The 18712-nt window shown below is 69.4% G+C and carries 17 protein-coding genes; 11 read left to right on the top strand and 6 right to left on the bottom strand.

Going from position 1 to position 18712, the window contains the following annotated elements:
• Positions 1-4 precede the first annotated feature (4 nt).
• The 10 genes from Afe05nite_RS24790 (at position 5) to Afe05nite_RS24745 (ending at position 10752) form a co-directional block, all read left to right on the top strand.
• Positions 5-769 carry an enoyl-CoA hydratase/isomerase family protein gene (locus Afe05nite_RS24790; protein ID WP_203819590.1) on the top strand — a complete coding sequence of 255 codons (765 nt, stop codon included), beginning with the start codon at positions 5-7 and terminating at the stop codon, positions 767-769.
• Positions 766-2289, top strand: coding sequence for an aldehyde dehydrogenase family protein (locus Afe05nite_RS24785; protein WP_203819589.1), 1524 nt, complete (start codon positions 766-768; stop codon positions 2287-2289). Before Afe05nite_RS24790 ends, Afe05nite_RS24785 begins: the two co-directional genes overlap by 4 nt.
• A complete protein-coding gene (locus Afe05nite_RS24780; RefSeq protein ID WP_203819588.1) occupies positions 2286-3026 on the top strand; it encodes an SDR family NAD(P)-dependent oxidoreductase in 741 nt (246 codons plus the stop codon). Before Afe05nite_RS24785 ends, Afe05nite_RS24780 begins: the two co-directional genes overlap by 4 nt.
• Positions 3023-4618, top strand: a complete 1596-nt coding sequence (locus tag Afe05nite_RS24775) for an acyl CoA:acetate/3-ketoacid CoA transferase (RefSeq protein WP_203819587.1) — start codon at positions 3023-3025, stop codon at positions 4616-4618. The genes Afe05nite_RS24780 and Afe05nite_RS24775 overlap by 4 nt, the downstream gene beginning before the upstream one ends.
• A gap of 10 nt (positions 4619-4628) precedes the next feature.
• A complete protein-coding gene (locus Afe05nite_RS24770; protein WP_203819586.1) occupies positions 4629-6236 on the top strand; it encodes a GMC family oxidoreductase in 1608 nt (535 codons plus the stop codon).
• Positions 6236-7381: a DUF993 family protein gene (locus Afe05nite_RS24765; RefSeq protein ID WP_203819585.1), complete on the top strand. Its 1146-nt coding sequence runs from the start codon at positions 6236-6238 to the stop codon at positions 7379-7381. The genes Afe05nite_RS24770 and Afe05nite_RS24765 overlap by 1 nt, the downstream gene beginning before the upstream one ends.
• Positions 7382-7383: 2 nt before the next feature.
• Positions 7384-8187, top strand: a complete 804-nt coding sequence (locus Afe05nite_RS24760) for a sugar phosphate isomerase/epimerase family protein (RefSeq protein WP_203819584.1) — start codon at positions 7384-7386, stop codon at positions 8185-8187.
• Positions 8181-9161 (top strand): glycerate kinase family protein, encoded by a 981-nt coding sequence (locus Afe05nite_RS24755; protein ID WP_203819583.1) that lies wholly within the window; start codon positions 8181-8183, stop codon positions 9159-9161. The genes Afe05nite_RS24760 and Afe05nite_RS24755 overlap by 7 nt, the downstream gene beginning before the upstream one ends.
• The gene (locus Afe05nite_RS24750; protein ID WP_203819582.1) at positions 9158-9886 is read left to right on the top strand and encodes an SDR family NAD(P)-dependent oxidoreductase; all 729 of its coding nucleotides are present in this window, start codon (positions 9158-9160) and stop codon (positions 9884-9886) included. The genes Afe05nite_RS24755 and Afe05nite_RS24750 overlap by 4 nt, the downstream gene beginning before the upstream one ends.
• A gap of 110 nt (positions 9887-9996) precedes the next feature.
• Positions 9997-10752, top strand: a complete 756-nt coding sequence (locus Afe05nite_RS24745) for a hypothetical protein (protein ID WP_203819581.1) — start codon at positions 9997-9999, stop codon at positions 10750-10752.
• 189 nt (positions 10753-10941) lie between these two features.
• Here the strand turns inward: Afe05nite_RS24745 and Afe05nite_RS24740 are convergent, their stop codons facing one another.
• From Afe05nite_RS24740 to Afe05nite_RS24715, 6 genes are all read right to left on the bottom strand, one after another.
• Complete coding sequence (locus tag Afe05nite_RS24740) at positions 10942-11130, bottom strand: hypothetical protein (protein ID WP_203819580.1); 189 nt, start codon at positions 11128-11130, stop codon at positions 10942-10944.
• Positions 11131-11817: 687 nt separating this feature from the next.
• Entirely contained in the window at positions 11818-12312 is a 495-nt protein-coding gene (locus Afe05nite_RS24735) for a peptidase inhibitor family I36 protein (protein ID WP_203819579.1), read from the bottom strand.
• Between the two features lie 606 nt (positions 12313-12918).
• Positions 12919-13518, bottom strand: coding sequence for a hypothetical protein (locus Afe05nite_RS24730; RefSeq protein WP_203819578.1), 600 nt, complete (start codon positions 13516-13518; stop codon positions 12919-12921).
• Positions 13493-14755 carry a hypothetical protein gene (locus Afe05nite_RS24725; protein WP_203819577.1) on the bottom strand — a complete coding sequence of 421 codons (1263 nt, stop codon included), beginning with the start codon at positions 14753-14755 and terminating at the stop codon, positions 13493-13495. Before Afe05nite_RS24725 ends, Afe05nite_RS24730 begins: the two co-directional genes overlap by 26 nt.
• The gene (locus Afe05nite_RS24720; RefSeq protein WP_203819576.1) at positions 14752-15558 is read right to left on the bottom strand and encodes an ABC transporter ATP-binding protein; all 807 of its coding nucleotides are present in this window, start codon (positions 15556-15558) and stop codon (positions 14752-14754) included. Before Afe05nite_RS24720 ends, Afe05nite_RS24725 begins: the two co-directional genes overlap by 4 nt.
• A gap of 17 nt (positions 15559-15575) precedes the next feature.
• On the bottom strand, positions 15576-15995 hold the full coding sequence (locus Afe05nite_RS24715) for a hypothetical protein (RefSeq protein WP_203819575.1): 420 nt from the start codon (positions 15993-15995) through the stop codon (positions 15576-15578).
• A gap of 1073 nt (positions 15996-17068) precedes the next feature.
• Here Afe05nite_RS24715 and Afe05nite_RS24710 point away from each other — a divergent pair.
• On the top strand, positions 17069-18679 hold the full coding sequence (locus tag Afe05nite_RS24710) for a sensor histidine kinase (protein ID WP_203819574.1): 1611 nt from the start codon (positions 17069-17071) through the stop codon (positions 18677-18679).
• Positions 18680-18712: the final 33 nt, after the last annotated feature.

Genomic DNA, 18712 nt, shown 5'->3' with positions numbered 1-18712 from the left:
CGTCATGCCAGTGACCCTGGATGTCGACGACCGCTCAGTGGCCACCCTGCTGCTGGACCGCCCGCGCAAACGCAACGCCCTGGACCGCGAGATGCTCGAGTCGCTGCTCGACGCGACCGGGCGACTCGCCGGCCGCACCGACGTCCGGGCCGTGGTGGTCCGCGGGGCCGGCGGCACGTTCTGCGCCGGAGCCGACATCGGCGACTGGGTCGCGCCCAGCGCCCCGCTGGCCGCGGAGCTGTCGAAGCTGGGCCGTGACGCGTTCGCCGCGGTCGCCGCGCTGGACGTGCCGAGCGTCGCGCTGATCGAGGGCACCGCGATCGGCGGCGGCTTCGAGCTGGCCCTGGCCTGCGACCTGCGGATCGCCGCCGGCGACGCGCTGATCGGCTTCCCCGAGCTGCGGCTGGGCAACCTGCCCGCCTGGGGTGGGCTGGCCCGGCTGATCGACGTGGCCGGCCTGGGCACCGCCCGGCACCTGCTGCTGACCGGCGAACTGATCGACGGTGTCCGGGCGGCCGCCCTCGGGGCGGTCACCGCCGTCGCCGCCGACGGCGACCTGAGCGCCGAGCTCTCCCGGGTCGTCGACTGCTTCACCGCCTGCGAACCCGCCGCCCTGGCCCTGGCCAAGCAGGTCCTGTCGGGCTTCGACAGCGATCTGCCGCTGGAGCCCGCGATGGCCTCCTACACCGCCGGCCTCGACTCCTCCCGCCGCCGCAAACAGGACTTCCTCGACCGTCAAGCCGCCCGCAAGATCGGAGTCTCGTCATGACCAGCTGGACCGACCTGATCGGAGCCGCCGTCGTCGCCGAACGCGACCACGTGCCGGTGATCGGCTCGCTCATCGCCGGCAAGGGCGTCGCCGCCGACACCGAGATGAGCTCCCGGATCAGCCCCGCCACCGGCACCGTGCTCTTCCACGGCGGCGACGCCGGCGAGGGCACCGTCGAGGCGGCCGTCGCCACCGCCCGCTCCGCCTTCGACGACGGTGCCTGGGGCCGGGCCGGCGGCCGGGACCGCGCCCGGGTCCTGGCCCGCACGGCCCTGTTGCTGGAGCAGCGCGCCGAGCAGTTCGCCGAGATGCTGGTGCTGGAGACCGGCAAACCGATCCGGGAGGCCCGCGGCGAGGTGGCCGCCACGGTCAACGCGTTCGAGTACTTCTCCGGGCTGGCCCGCGACATCAACGGCCGGACGCTGCGCGACATCGGTCCGCAGGTGTTCGCCTTCACGGTGCGGGAGCCGGCCGGGGTCGCCGGGCTGATCATCCCGTGGAACTTCCCGATGGGGATCCTCGGCCAGAAGCTCCCGCCGGCCCTGGCGGCCGGGTGCACGGTCGTCGCCAAGCCCAGCCCGCTCACCCCGCTGAGCACCCTGGCCGTGGCGAACCTGCTCTACGAGGCCGGCCTCGACCCGTCCGTCCTGTCGGTGGTCGTCGCCGACGGTCTCGCGGGCGCCGCCCTGGTGGCCCATCCGGACAGCGACGTCATCAGCTTCACCGGGTCCACCACCACCGGCCGCCGGATCGCCGCGACGGCCGGCTCCCAGCGGCTCAAGCGGGTCGCGATGGAGGCCGGCGGCAAGACCCCGGTGATCGTCACCCGCCACGCCGACCTCGACCAGGCCGTCGAGGGCCTGCTGTTCGCGTCCTTCTTCAACCAGGGCCAGGTCTGCGTGGCCGGATCGCGCATCCTCGCCGACGCGACCGTCGCCGAGGACCTCACCGCCCGGCTGGCCGCGCGGGCCGCGACGCTCAAACTCGGCGACCCCTACGACGCCGGCACCGAGATGGGACCGCTGGTCTCGGCGGCACACTACGACGGTGTCCTCGCCGGCGTCGGCCGGGCGGTCGCGGAAGGCGCGAGCATCGTCGCCGGCGGCCGGGCGGCACAGGTGCCCGGCACGGTCGCTGCCCCCTTCCTGGCCCCCACGGTCCTCTGGACCGACCAGGACACCAATCACGGAGTACGCGAGGAGCTGTTCGGCCCGGTCACTGTCGTCCAGCCGTACACGGACCTGCAAGAGGTCGTCCGCCGGGCGAACCGTTCGCAGTTCGGTCTGGCCGCCTCGGTCTGGACCAACGACGTGACCGAGGCGTTCGATCTGACCTTCGCCCTGCGCACCGGCACGGTCTGGATCAACGGTTCCACCGACGCGTTCCCGGAGATCCCGCTCGGCGGGCGCCGCGACAGCGGTTACGCGGCGGAGTTCGGCCGCGAGGGCATGGAGTTCTTCACCGAACTCAAGACCGTGCAGCTGAGCCGCACCGCGGCGGCCGCCTGGTACGCCCGGTGACCGGCGTCCTGGCCGGCCGGACCGTACTGGTCACCGGCGCCCTCGGCGGACTCGGCAGCCACATCGTCGCCGCCGTCGCCGCCGCGGGGGCCCGGGTCGCCCTGCACCACCTCGGCCAGCCGCAACAGGCCGCCGAAGCGGTGGAAACGCTGCGCCGGCAGGACGTCGACGCGCTCGCCGTCGACGCCGACGTCACCGACTGGGCCCAGGTCGAAGCCATGGTGGCCGCCGTCGGCCGGGTCGACGTCCTGGTCAACAACGCCGGCTACCAGAAGGCCACCGCCTTCGTCGAGATGACGCTGGACGACTGGCGGCGCACCGTCGAACCCGACCTGACCGGTGTCTTCCTGACCTGCCGGCACGTCCTGCCCGGCATGCTCGACCGTGGCGAGGGAGTCATCATCAACATGTCCAGCCAGCTCGCCTTCAAGGGCGCACACGACTTCGTCAGCTACTGCGCGGCCAAGGCCGGCGTGGTCGGTCTGACCCGGGCGCTGGCCCGCGAGGTCGGCCCGGCGATCCGGGTCAACGCCATCGCGCCGGGCCCGGTGGACACCCCGTTCATCGCCCCGGACAAGACCCCGGACTGGGTCGACGCCCGAACCCGGGACCTGGTCACCCGCCGGCTCGGCGAGGCACACGAGATCGCCCCGGCCGTGGTCTTCCTGGCCGGCCCGGGAGCGGCACTGATGCACGGGCAGACGATGCACCTCAACGGGGGCGGGGTGATGTTGTGAGCGGCACCGCGTCGCGCCGGGTCCGCGGCGGCCCGGCATTCATGACCGCCGACGAGGCGGTGGCCCGGATCCAGCCGGGAGACACGCTCGCGATCGGTGGTTCCGGTGGCGGGCTGCTCGAACCCGACCTGCTGCTCGAAGCGCTGGGCCGCCGGTTCCGGGAGACCGCCGGCCCGGCCGGGCTGCAGCTGGTGCACACCACCGGTATCGGGGACCGGGCCGGTGGCGGCATGGACCACCTGGCCCAGCCGGGCCTGGCCCGGCGGATCATCGCCGGTAACTGGGGGATGGCACCCCGGATGAGCGAGCTGGCCGACCAGGGCGCGTTCGAGGCGTACAACTTCCCGCAGGGGGTGCTCAGCCAGCTGTTCCGGGAGATCGCCGCCGGGCGCCCGGGCGTGGTCACCCACGTCGGCATCGGCACGTTCTGCGACCCCCGGGTCGAGGGCGGCAAGCTCAACCACGTCACCACCGAGGACATCGTCCAGGTCGTCGAACTCGGCGGTCAGGAGTGGCTCTTCTACCCCTCGTTCGGGCTCGACGTCTGCTTCATCCGGGGCACCACCGCGGACGAGAACGGCAACATCTCCCTCGAGCAGGAGGGCGCCCGACTGGAGATGCTGGCCATCGCCCAGGCCACCCGCAACCGCGGCGGGCTGGTGATCGCCCAGGTCAAGCAGGTCGCCCGGGGCGGCTCGCTGGACCCGCGGCTGGTCGTGGTGCCGGGGATCTGCGTCGACGTGGTGGTGGTGAACCCCCAGCAGCGCCAGGTCGTCACCCACGCGTACAACCCGGCGTTCTCGGGCGAGCTCAAGGCGGCGCTGAGCTCGCTGGAGGTCTTCCCCCTGGACCAGCGCAAGGTGGTCGCCCGCCGGGCGCTGGCCGAGATCCGCGACGGCGACGTGGTCAACCTCGGCGTCGGCATCGCCGACGGGGTGGCCGCGGTCGCCGCCGAGGAGGGCTGGTCCGACCACTTCACGCTGACCATCGAGCAGGGCCTGGTCGGCGGGGTCCCGGCCCGCGGCGTCATCTTCGGTGTGGCCACCAACCCGGACGCCATCCTGGACCAGCCGTCGCAGTTCGACTTCTACGACGGCGGCGGCATCGACATCGCGTTCCTCGGCTTCGCCCAGATCGACCGTGCGGGCAACGTCAACGTGTCGAAGTTCGGCAGCCGGGTGATCGGCACCGGCGGCTTCGTCAACATCTCCCAGAACGCGTCGACCGTGGTGTTCTGCGGGACGTTCACCGCCGGGGGACTGGTCGCCACCCCCGGCCATGGCGCCCTCGTGCTGTCGCACGAGGGCCGCAACCGCAAGTTCGTCGCGGCCGTCGACCAGATCACCTTCAGCGCTGCCGAGGCGCGCCGGCGCGGGCAGCGAATTCTGTACGTCACCGAACGCGCCGTCTTCGAGCTGGGTCCGCGCGGCCTGGTGCTGATCGAGGTGGCGCCCGGCGTCGATCGGGAGACCGACGTGCTGAAGCTGCTGGACTGGCCGGTCGAGGTGGCCGCCGACGTGCGCACCATGGACCAGGCGATCTTCGACGAACGGGCGCTGGGCGCGAGCTGGCGTCCCGGCCGGACCGGATAGGGAGCAACTCATGGCGAAGACCTACGACTACATCGTCATCGGTGCGGGCGCCGCCGGCTGCGTGCTGGCGAACCGGCTCAGCGCCGACCCGGGCACCTCGGTGCTGCTGCTGGAAGCCGGTGGGCGCGACGTGTCGCCGCTGGTGCACATCCCGGCGGGGTTCAGCATGCTGATGGGCACCAAGGCCAACTGGATCTTCGACACCGTCCCGCAGAAATTCATGCGGGGCCGCCGGATGTTCCTGCCCCAGGGCAAGGTTCTTGGCGGCAGCACCGCCGTCAACGCGATGCTCTACGTGCGAGGCAACCGCGGCGACTACGACGGCTGGCGCGACCTGGGCAACAAAGGCTGGGGTTATGACGACGTCCTGCCGTACTTCAAGGTCCAGGAGCGCAACGAGCGACTGGCGGGGGAGTACCACGGCGTCGACGGCGAGCTCAACGTCGCCGATCAGGTGCAGCACAACCCCATGTCGAACGCGTTCGTCCGGGCGGCGCAGGAGGCCGGTATCCCCTACACCGCCGACCCGAACGGCGCCACCCAGGAGGGCGTCTTCTACCACCAGGTGACCCAGCGCAAGGCTCGGCGGGAGAGCGCGGCCACCGCGTTCCTGCATCCGGTCCGCAAGCGCCGCAACCTGACCGTCCGGACCGGCGCCGACGTGACCAGGATCCTGGTCACGGACAAGCGGGCCCACGGGGTCGTCTTCGCCAGCGGCGGCAAGCAGTTCAAGGTCGAGGCCACCCGGGAGGTCATCCTCAGTGCGGGCGCCATCAACTCCCCGCGGCTGCTGCTGCTCTCCGGCATCGGCCCGGCCGACGAGCTGCGCGCGATCGGCATCGAACCGGTCCACGACCTGCCCGGCGTCGGCAAGAACCTGCACGACCAGCTCGAGGTCTACATCACCGCCGAAGCGGCCGAGCCGGTGACCTACTCCGGCGAGAACCGCCCGCACCGGGCCGCCCTGCACGCGCTGCAGTACCTGCTCTACCGGACCGGACCGGCGACGGCCACCATCACCGAGGCCGGTGCGTTCGTGCACAGCAGCGACGACGTCGCCTACCCCGACATCCAACTGCACATGCTCCCCGCGTACGTCGTCTGGAAGGATCTGGCTCGCAGCGCCGACAAGGTCGACGGCCACGGCATCACGATCCTGGCCTGCCACATCCGGCCCAAGAGCCGCGGCGAGGTGACGCTGACCTGCGCCGACCCGGCCGCGCCGCCGGCGGTGAACCCGAACTACCTGTCCCACCCCGACGACCTGGACGTGGCGGTCAAAGGCTTCCGCTGGATCCGCAAGGTGCTCGCGGCGGAGGCGTTCCGGCCGTACCTGAAGCAGGAGCGGCTGCCCGGCCGCCAGGTCGAGACGGACGAGGAGATCCGCGACTTCATCATCCAGTGGGGCAAGACCGACTACCACCCGGTCGGCAGCTGCAAGATGGGGGTCGACGAGCTGGCGGTCGTCGACCCGGAACTTCGGGTGCGCGGCATCGACGGGCTGCGGGTCATCGACTCGTCGATCATGCCGAGCATCATCAGCGGCAACACCCAGGCGCCGTCGATGATGATCGGGGAGAAGGGCGCCGCCCTGGTGCTGGGCCGGGAGCCGGTCTGATGCCGTCGATCACCCTGCCCGTGCCCGGCGGCGGCACCCGGGCGCACACCACCGCGCAGCGGCTCGCGTGGCACGATTTCACCGGCCCGGCGCCGACGTCCCGCAGCGTCTACGCGGCCGCCCACGTCGTGGTCGACCCGCTGACGGACACCATCGACTGGGACACCACGCTGGCCTTCCGCCGCCACCTGTGGAGTCTGGGCCTGGGCGTCGCGGACGGCATGGACACCGCACAACGCGGCGGCGGCCTGACCTGGCCGCACGCCAGGGAGCTGGTCGTGCGCTCCGGTGCCGAGGCCACCGCCGCCGGTGGGGCGCTGGCCTTCGGGGCGGCCACCGACCAGCTCGACCCGCTGACGGCGTGGAGCCTGGACGATCTGGCCGACGCGTACCTGGAACAGGTGACGTTGATCGCGCAGGCCGGAGCCACACCCGTGCTGATGGGCAGCCGCCTGCTGGCGGCGACTGCCCAAGGCCCCGACGACTACCTGTACGTCTACGACCGGGTGCTCGCCCAGACCGACGGACCGGTGCTGCTGCACTGGCTCGGGGCGGCATTCGACCCGGCGATGCACGACTACTGGGGCGACCGCGACCTCGACGCCGCCACCGGCACCGTGCTGCAGGTCATGGGCCTGCACCCGGGCAAGGTCACCGGCATCAAGGTGTCCCTGTTGGACGCCGGGCGCGAGATCGCGATGCGCCGCCGCCTGCCCGCCGGTGTCCGGATGTTCACCGGCGACGACTTCAACTACGACACCCTGATCCGCGGCGACGACCACGGGCACAGCGAGGCGCTGCTCGGGGTCTTCGACGCGATCGCCGCGCCCGCCCGGGCCGCCCTGGCCCGCCTCGACGCCGGTGACCCGGACGGCTTCTCGGCCGTCCTCGCCCCGACCGTCCCGCTGGCCCGCCACCTGTTCACCGCACCGACCGCGGCCTACAAGACCGGGGTGGTCCTGCTCGCCTGGCTCAACGGACACCAGCGGCACTTCCACCTGCTCGGTGGCGCGCAGAGCGCCCGGTCGGTCAGCCACCTCGTGCGGCTCTTCGAACTGGCCGACGAGGCCGGCGCCCTGGCCGACCCCGACCTCGCCGTGCACCGCATGCGGCAACTACTGGCCGTGGCCGGATTCGAGGGCTGAGCATGCACTCCGGTCAGCTGTCGATCAACCAGGCCACCGCCGAGACGTCCGGCACCGACGACCTCGCCGTCGCGTGCCGGGCCGCCGGCATCGACCAGGTGAGCCTGTGGCGACACAAATACCTCGGCCAGGACCCGGCCCGGACCGCGGCCACGCTGCGCGGGCACGGCCTGCGGGTCTCGAGCCTCTGCCGCGGCGGGTTCTTCACCGGCACCCGCCCCGAGCAGGAGGCGTACGAGGACAACCGGCGCGCGATCGAGGAAGCCGTGATCCTGGGCTCACCGATCCTGGTCCTGGTCTGCGGCCCGGCCGTCGGCGGCGATATCGCGGCCGCCGAGTCCGCGATCCGGCGCGGCATCGAACGGATCCTGCCCGCCGCCGGGGACGCCGGGGTGACCCTGGCGGTGGAGCCGTTCCACCCGATGTTCCTGGCCGAACGCAGCGCCGTCGTCACCCTGGCCCAGGCCCACCGGCTGCTCGACGACCTCACCGACCCGGCCCTCGCCCTGGCGATCGACACCTATCACGTGTGGTGGGACCCGGCGCTGCAGGCGGGTCTGGACCGGGCGGCCGGCCGGATCGCCGCCGTGCACGTCGCCGACTGGCTGGTCCCGACACCGTCGATGCTGGCCGGCCGGGGCCTGCCCGGCGACGGGGTGATCCCGCTGGGCGACCTGCTCACCCGGATCGAGGCGACCGGCTTCACCGGCCCGGTCGAGGTCGAAGTGCTCAACCCGGACGTCTGGGCCCGCCCGGTCGCCGAGGTGACCGCCGACGTCCGGGACCGGATGGCCCGGCTGTGGTGACCCTGCTGCTGGCGCCGGATTCGTTCAAGGGCACCATGAGCGCCGAGACGGTGGCCACCGCTCTGGCCGACGGCGTCACCGCCGCCGGTGGCACCCCCCTGCCCTGCCCGCTGGCCGACGGCGGCGAGGGCACGGATTCGGTGCTGCACGCGGCGCTCGGCGGCACCCTCACCGAGACGACGGTCAGCGGGCCGCTCGGGCAACCCGTACGCGGGCGGTTCCTCCTCACACCGGACGGCCGCACGGCCGTGGTGGCCACCGCTGCCGCCAGTGGTCTGGGTCTCGTCCCGCCGGACCGCCGCGACGCGGAGGCAGCGACCAGCACGGGAACCGGGGAACTGCTGGTGGCGGCGGCGCGGGCCGGCGCGGAACGCATCCTGCTCGGGGTGGGTGGCAGCGCGTGCACCGACGGTGGAGCCGGCGCGCTGCAAGCCATCGCGGCCGGCGGTGGCCTCGGCACGGCCGAGCTGATCGTGCTGTGCGACGTGCGGACGGCCTTCGAGGACGCGGCGATCGTCTACGCCCCGCAGAAGGGAGCCGGACCGGCCGCCGTCGAGCGACTCACCGCCCGCCTGCACCACGTCGCCGGCTCGCTGCCCCGAGATCCGCGCGGCGTCGCCCGAACCGGGGCGGCAGGTGGCCTGTCGGGTGCGTTGTGGGCGGTCCACCACGCCTCGCTCGTCTCCGGCATCGACGCCGTGCTGGCGGAGGTCGACTTCGAGGCCCTGCTCCGGCGCGCCGATCTCGTGGTGACCGGCGAGGGTTGCCTCGACGCCCAGACCGCCCAGGGCAAAGTGGTGTCGGGGGTCGCCCGGCGGTGCGCCGCTGCCGGCGTGCCGGTCGTGGCCGTGGTCGGCCGCAGCCGGCTGGACCCGCGAGGACGAGCCGACCTGGGCCTGACCACCGTGATCGAGGCCGGTGACCCGGCCTCCCTGCGCGCGGCCGCCATCCAGATCGTGGCGGGCCGCCGATGATCGTCGACCTGCACGGCCGGACGGTCCTGATCGCCGGTGCTTCGCGAGGCATCGGAGCCGCCACCGCCCGGCTGGCCGCCGAAGCCGGCGCGCGGGTGATCGTGCACGGCCGCACACGCAGCGAATCCCTCCGGCTGCTCGCTCGTTCGCTGGACGCGACGGCGATCGCGTGCGACGGGCGCGACGAGGCCGCGGTCCGCCACGCGGTCGCCGGGCTGCGGGTGGACGCGTTGATCTGCACCCTCGGCTCGGTGCAGCCGACCCCGGCGCTCGACGGTGACACCGAGGACTGGGTAAGCGAATTCCGCGCCAACGTGCTCGCGCCGGCCCATTTCATCAGGGCCGTCGCACCAGCCATGCGGCGGCGCGGCTACGGTCGCATCGCCACGGTGTCATCGATCCGCGGCCGCAACAGCCTGGCCGGCAGCGACGTCACCGGCTACAGCGCGGCCAAAGCCGCCCTGGAGAACATGACCGTCAGCTACGCCAAGGAACTCGCCCCGGCCGTCACCGTCAACGCGGTAGCTCCGGGTTTCGTGCTCACCGACATGTCGCGGACGTGGACCGACGCGGTCCACGCCGAGGTGGGCCGCAACCTGCTCGGCCGGGCCGCCCAGCCGCAGGAGATCGCCGGCGTCCTGACGTTCCTGATCAGCGACGCCGCCTCGTACCTCACCGGCCAGACCATCGTGGTCGACGGTGGACTGGAGAATCGCGCCATCTGACCGCGGCGGAGAAGGCGCTGACCCCTCGACCCCGATCTGCCGCAAATCGGGGGTATCTCGGGGATTCGCCTGATCTGAAGGACACCCCCGCCGGACCAGACTCATGCCCCATGAGAACCCTCCGAACGCTGTTGGTCGCGGCAGTGGCGAGCGTGGCCACGGTCGCACCCGCCTCTGTGGCCTCCGCGCACACGACGCCGGATCCGGCTGACCCGGCCTCGTACGACTTCGCCGACTGCCCGGCGCCGCCGCCCGGCCTCGACCCGACCACCTGGCGGTGCGAGGTGCACCTGGCCACCGGCGAGATCACCATCGGCCGCACCCGGCTCAGCGGCATCCCGATGCGGCTCGTCCACGCCGAAGGACCGCTGCCGGACGGCACCACCGGCCAGGTCTTCGGCACGCTGCAATCCCGCCCGACGGCCGTGCCCCGCGGCGAGGGGGAGCGCGGGCTCATAGTGCGGGTGCGCTACGCCGGGTACGCCGACCTCGTCGGCAACGGCACCGACCCGGGCGGCCTCTACCTGATGCTGGCCGTCCGCGGGCCGGGTCTGGGCGAGCACTGCACGATCGGCACCCTGGCCGACCCGATCAGGACACACACCGCCCGGGTCGGTGCCACCACCACCGTCCCGACCGTGCCGCCGATCAAGCAGTTCACTCTGCAGGACACCGCATTCACGGTGCCGTCGGCCGGCGGCTGCGCCGGGCACGATCACCGACTCGACACGCGGTTCGGGTTGCCCTCCGCAGCCGGTAACACGCTGACGCTGCAGGCGGCGTACACGTACCGGATGTATTCCTCCGCCGGCCGCATCGACACCGCAGGCCGGGCCGGTCGGCCCGGCGGCGGCCGACTGGGGTGAGGAGCCGGGCGAGGTGGTCAGCGACCTCAGGGCCGTCGACCGTCTCGCCGGCGCGGGCCGCGCGGAGAGCCGGTGCCTGTGCGGCTCCTCCGCGCGTCCGGCGCTGGTCCGGCACCGGTGGCGGTGGGCGGGCCGGTTGCCGCGGCCGCCGGCAGTGATGGAGCCGGGCGCACCGGCGTCGGGCCGTCGTCAGGCGTTGGTGCAGGCGTCGTCGAGCTTCCGGCCCGCTGCGTCGAAGGAGCCACTCGTCGCTGCCTGTAGCGGGTCGGTGGCCTTGGCGGCCTTCGAAGCCTCGGCCGCGAGTGCGTCCAGCGCGTCGGCCAGCTCACCGTCGCCGGCCGCGGCGAGATCGCTCAACGCCGAGGCCAGACCGGTCATCAACCTCTTCCCCTCGGCCGGCGGCACTTTACCGTCGGGGCCGGCCACCCGTCTGAGCTCCTCGTTCAATGCCCTCTTCGCTGCGGCTACCTCGTCGCACAACGCCGCGCCACCTCCCTTCGCGGTGGCCGACGCCGACGCCGCAGGCCCATCAGTGGGAGCAGAGCTGGGAGCGGCGGACACCACAGATGCGGTGGGCGTGGCCGTGTCCGCTTCGCTGGATTCGTTCGAGGAGCATCCGCTGAGCAGCGCGAGGGCGACCGCGCACACGGCCGAGGAGATCGTCAGTCGGGTCACAGAACCCAACTCTACTGATCGACGTCGATGTCCGCTGGTCGCCCCGCTCGTCCCGCCGCTGCCACGACCTCGGTGTCCTGCTCGCGGAGTAACGGCCCCCGCCCGCTCCCGCGAGCACGGTGGCGCCGCCGACGACGGTGGGGACCGTAGCGAGGGTCCGGAGGACGAGCCGGCTCATGGTCCACCAGCCTGATCCAGCTAGACCGCGACCAAGATGGGGCCGGCGAGAGTGGCGACCGTGCGTACGACCCGTGCGCAACCAACCCCACGAACAGGCGGAGCACACCGACGGACGATGGATGCACGGATCCGCCGTCGATCGTGCGTGGCGCCCGCACGAGGCCGGAAAGTCGTTCCATGGCCGGGCCCGATCGAGCATCCGATCCGTAGCTAAAACTTGGTGACCAGGATCGAGGCTACCGTGTTGTCCCAGTTCGGGGTCAATGTGCTCAGGTCGCTGACCGCGTAGTTGTTGTTGCCCGTGTAGAAGCGATAATTGCCATTGAAGTTGCAGTTGACCCACTCGAAGAAATACACCTTGTAGTTCCACGCGCCGGGGTAGTTGTCCTGAGCGTTCCGGATGGCCCAGGAACTGGCCGTGTCGCGAACGGCGTGGCCGTTGGTGTACGACGAGCCGTCCAGGTTGTAACATCCGTCCACTCCGGCGGAGAAGCCGCCCTCGAGGGTCAACTTGGCGGCTTGCCAGCGGCCACCGGTGTAGTTCGCGTTCTCCCACAGGCAGACGTACCCGCTCGAGTTGGAATCAGACGACGGGCAGTCGGTCCAGCTCGCCGCCTGCGCCGGCGTGGCCCCGGCGAACGCGGCCCCGGCGACAGTCATGATGATCACTGCCAGTCCCGCCAGTGCTTTCCTGATCCGGCTCACTTACGGCTCCTCTGTTGTGTGGGGCGTGGGCAGGGCAAAGCCTGGCAAGGTCTGCTCCCGATGTGCCCGACACAATGGACGTTACCGTCGTCGATCCTTACTGAACAGCAGTCCGATGTATGCATTCGATCTCGGCTCGAGCGCCGTCCGGGGTCAGCAGCATCGGCGCGGCACCGCGGCACCGATAACATCTCGGCGCGGTCGACATAGTCGTACAGCCGGTGTTTCGCGAAAGGGCATTGAGTGTTATCGCAGAGGACTTCCCCGATCAGCTGATCCCTGCGGCTGCGGCTGCGGCTGCGGCGCAAGGCACGCAGTGGACTGCCGGCCGGCTGGTAGCGGTGGCGGAGTACTCGCGGCGATGGGCCACCTTCCGGACACCCGGAGGTGCTTTGGCGGGATCTGATCCGCGGCCTGCGCGACGAGAGCCTGATCCGCTGCTTCGAGAGGCTGGAGTTCTGGTCCAGCAGCGCCACGCTCACTGACAGGGCGGAGCAGAGATGGAGCCGCATCAGCCGTAGAGATAGATGTCCGGACTGGCCCGCTCGTCGAGGTAACGGCGGACCCGTTTCCGCGGTGATCGCGGCGCTTCTGGCAATGACTGGACTAGGTCTCGTCGCCTAAGACAGTTCCACCTCTGCCGGGGCCGGCTAGAGAGTAGGCGAGTATGGATGAGACCAGGAAGGTCGCGCCGAGCAGTAGCCCTGTGGAACTCCCCATGAACTCACGGTATGCGATTCCGGCCTCTCCGTTCGACATCTGCAGGCTGAACAACGCGAATCCGATGACGATCACGGGTGCCCAATATCGGTCGGCAAGAAGGAGAACCGATGTTTGCGCGACAGAAATGAGGACCATACCGTGTGACATGACACTGTTTCCTGATTCGGAAATGTATCCGAGGGCGGCGAAGCCGAGGGAGATGCACGTGGATAGAGTGGCCGTCAATATTCTCGATCGAAATCCGATTCTGACGGCCGCGCTGGAGAAGCTGGGCCACCAGTCGACGAGCGTGAGTCCGTGCAGCAAGGCGAGTAGCGCGGGAAGGCAGAAGGTGAGAGGAAGGGGTCTTTCGCCGAACGGCAACCCCACGGAGACGTGACCCCAGTGCAGCATGAAGGCGGTCGAAATCGCGGATAGAAGGATCGCCGTGTCGAAGCGGTGGGCGCGGAGCTGGACCTTAAGCCGGTAGGCTGATCTTCGCAAGATCGCATGTCCTCAGCTTGTCGTAGGTCGATTTCAGCCAAACTGACGCTGCGCTGCTGTCCATCCAGTCTCTAATCGCCTGGTCGTTGCCTAGGACCATGGGTTGCAGCTTGTTCCCATGTCTAATGAGATCAGCGACGGCTGCTCGGGCTTGCAGGGCGGTTTCGGGGGGGAACTCACCGAAGAAGGCTTTGCATGCTGCCGGAAATGATAGGTAGTCGGCGACGTCCTGCGGATTTGGATTTGCCGCGTTGACGCTGTCGGTGGTCATGATGATGAGGCCCTGCGTGGGATCGGCTTGCCGGTTGGGGACATCTTGATAAAAGGTATCTGGGATGTCGATCCCGGCTGCAGTCAACACTTGTGCCTGCGTGTGCATGGCGTTCGTCAGAGCATCGAGTTGGCGAGTGGTGCCCGTCGCCATGCAGACCCGGGGAGTCTGACCCTCGCACGTGTACTTCAGTGGTTTTGCGTCAACGACGTACTTGTCACTACCGGTGTGCTGCAGCGTGAAGTAGCCGGTAGCGAGTAACGCCAGCGCCACACCTGCGGCGGCGGTAGAGCGCGGGGGCAACATCGGTGAGCGGCGCACGGCAACAACGGCTGCGCACAGCAGAGCGACGGCGACGAGGAAGATCGCCATCGCGCCGCCGACTCTTCGGTCGAGAGTGAGCCCAACGAGGGAGCCGGTCGCGCCACCGACACGGAAAGCGGCGGGGATGGCCCCGGTGGCACCTAGGTAGGTCAATCCGAACGCCCCGGCCGCGGCGATCGGCGCCGCGACGAGAGATCGAATCAGGGTCCCGCACAGCGCCCCTATGCCCGCGAACGCGACAAGCACGACCGGTCCTAGGGGTAGCAGAGACCACGGAATCAGGCCCGTCGGCCTGGTTGTTGCCGTGAGCCCAATGGCGAACAGCAGGACCACAAGATGAACCGTGCAGGCGACGATCCAGTCAGCAAGTGCTTGATGGAGGATAGGTTGCCCGGTTCGCACAGCCGGGTAGGCGATGGGGTTCCAGTCTCTTCGTGCGGTCTTGTGGACGTGGTAGGCCACGATGCCGGCGAGTAATGGACCGGCGAGTATCGTCATGCCGTTGGCCCAGTCGACGGTCCATGCCCACTCACCCCGCCAGGGCGTTCCCCGGCTGAACAGACCCGCGAGCTCTACCGTGAGGAGCAGGGCGGGGGTCCACCAGCCGGCGTCCCGGCGGATCCACAGGAGGACGGGTTTCATCTAATGCCCTCCACGGCAGACTCGATCAAACTGAGGAAGCTGTCCTCGGCAGCGGTTGGTGAGTCCGCCTGCGGCGCACGCGCCTTCAACTCGGTGAGATCGCCGTCGAATACGAAGGATCCTTCGTGCAGGATGACGACTCGATCCGCGACGGCTTCTACGTCTTCCATGACATGGCTGCTGAGGACGACAAGCCGGTCGGCGGAGACCGTCTTGACCAATCGTCTTACTCCGGCCCGCTGCGCGGGATCGAGGCCGGTGGTCGGCTCATCCAAGATCAGTATCTGCGGATTCGACGCGATGGCCTGCGCCAAGGCGACCCGGCGCAGCATCCCTCCGGACAGCGATCCCAGGCGCGAGTTCTTGCGATCAGCAAGGCCTACCAGTTCGAGTGCCTCGTGAGCGGAGACGAACGCCGCCCGCCAGCTCATACCCTTGAGGTAGGCGAGATAGTTCACGAACTCATGCGTGCGCAGGCGCGGCGAAAATGAGAAACGTTGCGGCATGATCGACAACCTGGGCAGCGCATGCCGGCGGCTCCCGCGCCGGTAGAGATCATCTCCGTCAACGAGAACACTCCCGTGTGCAGGCCTCAGTGCCCCACCCGCGATAGACATCAGGGTTGATTTGCCGGCTCCGTTGACGCCGACGAGGGCCACGACACCGCCGGACGCGCTTAGCGAAATAGTGTTGAGTGCGGTCTTTCTTCCGTACTCGTGTGAGACCTCGCGGAGCTCTAACATGTTCCCCATCATATCTCTCCGGTGGTCATATTGCCCGCCATCAGGGATCACGGACAACATGACCTGTCCCTGGAATATCAGTAGCTGAAAGTGACGTACCCGGCGGCGGAGCAGGGGTCCCAGGAGAACGAATTATCCTCGCAAACCGTAAGGGTCCCGCGAGCCTTCTCCGAACTCGACGACAAGTTCACCTGCAACTGCTTGAAAACCCACGACGACGTGGTCGTTCGTGCCGTTTCCTTGTATGACCCGGTATATCCGGTGCTCGGGAAGAAACCGAACTCGACGTGGACGTACACGCCTTCCCCGCCGGCCTTCGGGTCGTACTGGTAGGAATTGTCCCGAGCGTACTGGTTGTTGTAGTTCCCGTAATCGCCCCAACCCTTTGCCTGTGCGACCTTGTTGTCGTAGGCGATATACGGCGAGGACTGCGAACCCCACTGGATCGCAAACGCCGGCGTCGCGTAACCCACCACCGCAACAGCCATCGCCGTCACGGCGGCCACCTTTGCAGTTATTGCCCTTTTCACGTTGCTGAATTCCTCCCGACCACGCTTAATCCCCGGGGCATTGTGCCTCCGGTCCGCGAAGTCTGAGCAAAGATATTCGGCCAATCCCCAAGCCGCAATGGCGGAAACCCGGGTTAGTAACTGGCCGACCTCGGCCCCGCCCGGTTGTGCGCCAATCGTCGGATTTCCGGCGCGGCGCTGTCCGTATTCGGCCAGAAAGCCGATCAGAACGATACCTTAAGGCGAATCGCGGCCATTCATCATGGACTGGTAGGCGACTTGTCAGTCTCAAGCGAACATGGATGATGCGGGTGACACGGACTTCGCCGACAGCTGTTTCTGGCCTTTCTTGCGGGTCAGTTGTGCGTAAAGAGTCAGGTGTGGTCTAAGGTTTCATCACCGTCACGGCTTGACTTCCTTCCCCCCTCCGACAGGGGGCGAACGCAAAGCACTGGAAGCTCAAGACGGTCACCCTGTTCACGACCGCGTTGATGATCACCACGGTGGCGCCAGGCCCGGCGTAGGTCGGGGCCTGCCCATCGACAGCGGCCCGGTCACCCGTCCGATGTCCGATCATCGTGAACGGTCTGCTGACCGCCATCCTTCGCGGCGAACTCCGTCGTCATCGAACCGCCGGCGGATCACCGCACACGTTCCATGATCAGCGACCGACCCATGATGACAATCGCCCGACGGTCAGCACCGCAGCGCGGTCAGTGCTGCGCAGCAACCCGGGGCTTGCGCGTCGGGGTTGCGAGGATGCCCCGCGAGACCGCGAAGCAGGTAATGACCCTGCCACAGGTAAATGGCCGGTACATCGGGGGGGCCTGAGCTTGATGGTCGTGAAGACCAGCCGGACAGAGAAAGTCGATCCCGATCAGCAGGACCGGCGGGCGCGCCAGCCAGGCGTTGAGCCGAGTACGGGTTGCCGGGACACAGCAGTCCTGACATTTCAGATGCTCAGCGCGCGTCCGGAGGTAACCTGACATCAGCTGCGCTACCCCGTCCCCCGAGTAGGCGCTGATTGACTGATCACGCCGTATCCACCGGGGGAAATTGTGTTGGCAGAACCCGAACGGTTCAGTGGTACCGGCGCGCTGCTGCCCGAGCAACCGGCCGTGCTCGCCGCCGCGATGGACGCGTACCTCGCCTTCGACACCAGCGGACGTGTGGTGGCCTGGAACCCCGCCGCGGAGGCGACCTTCGGATACACCCACAAGCATGCGTACGGCCGATCGGTCGAGGAGCTGATCGTGCCACCCCAGGCCCGGCAGGCGGCACGCGCCGAACTGGCGTCGTTGGCCGGCGGTCTTTCGGGGCACACCTTGGGCCGGCGGTTGCAGTGGACCGCCCGGCACGCCGACGGCCACGACCTGCCCATCGAAATGACGCTGACCGCTACCGACAACAACGGCGGTCGGGTGTTCCACGTCTTCGCCCACGACGTCACCACTGCGCAACGCGCCAGCAGATTCATCGCCGTGGAGGCAGCGGTCGCCCGTGGCTTGGCCGAGGCGGACTCCAGCACCTCCGCCGCGGCCCGGGTGGTCGAGGCCGTCGGCGTGAAGATGGGCTGGCCGGTGACCGAACTATGGGTCGTCGACGAGGACCGGCAGATACTGATCTGCGCCGCCCGCCACGTCGAGCCCGGCCGGCAACTACGCGACTTCTGCATCGATGTCCTCGAACCCGGCGTCGCCCTTCCCGGCCGGGTCTGCGCCGACGGCACCCCGCACTGGATTCCCGACCTGGGCACCGACGCCGGATCGCTCCGCAGCCGCGCCGCCGCCCGGCTCGGGCTGCACGTCGCCGTCGGTGTCCCGCTGTGCACCGGCAGACACGTCCTGGGGGCGCTGTGCGTCTACGGCGACCGCGTCGAAGATCCCGAAGACACGTTGCTCGGCCTGCTCAGCGGCCTCGCAGCGCAGATCGGGCAATACGTGGAACGGCGCCGCGCCGAGGAACTCGCCATCGAACTGGCCCGCACCAAAGACGAGTTCCTCGCCATGGTCACCCACGAACTACGCAATCCCCTGATGGTGATCACCGGGACTACGGCCCTGCTCGACGAGGACATCGAAGACCTACCCACCGACGAGCGGCGGCACTACCTGAGGATCATCGTCCGCAACGCCGAACGCCTCTCGATCATGGCCGAAGACCTGCTCGACCTGGCCCGGCTCGAATCCGGGCACCTGGCCATCAACCCCACCAGCACCGACCTGTGCGAAATCATCCACCAAGCGCTGAACGCCGCCGCACCACCACCGGACAAGAACCTCACCATCACAGTAAGCCTGCCGGAGCGCCTCCAGCTCTACGCCGACCCCGCCCGGCTGCGTCAAGTCGCCGACAACCTGCTCTCCAACGCCATCAAATACACCCCCGCCGGGGGAACCGTCACCATAACCGTCACCACCGACGACAACGACCACCACATCACCTGGACCGTCGCCGACACCGGCATCGGTATCCCCGCCGCCGAACGCCCCCGGCTGTTCCGCCGCTTCTACCGCGCCTCCACCGCCCTCGAGCACCGCATCCCCGGCACCGGCCTTGGCCTGGTCATCGCCCGCACCATCATCGAACGCCACCACGGCACCATCACCCTGAGCGACCACACCGGCCCCGGCACCACCTTCACCATCGAGTTGCCCACCAAACCGCGATAAGCGGCTCGCGCAGGCCCCCAGCCCATTCCGCCG

It is taken from the genome of Paractinoplanes ferrugineus, assembly GCF_016862195.1.
In the GTDB taxonomy this organism is placed as follows: domain Bacteria; phylum Actinomycetota; class Actinomycetes; order Mycobacteriales; family Micromonosporaceae; genus Actinoplanes; species Actinoplanes ferrugineus.
This window is presented reverse-complemented; position numbering and strand designations above follow the sequence as displayed.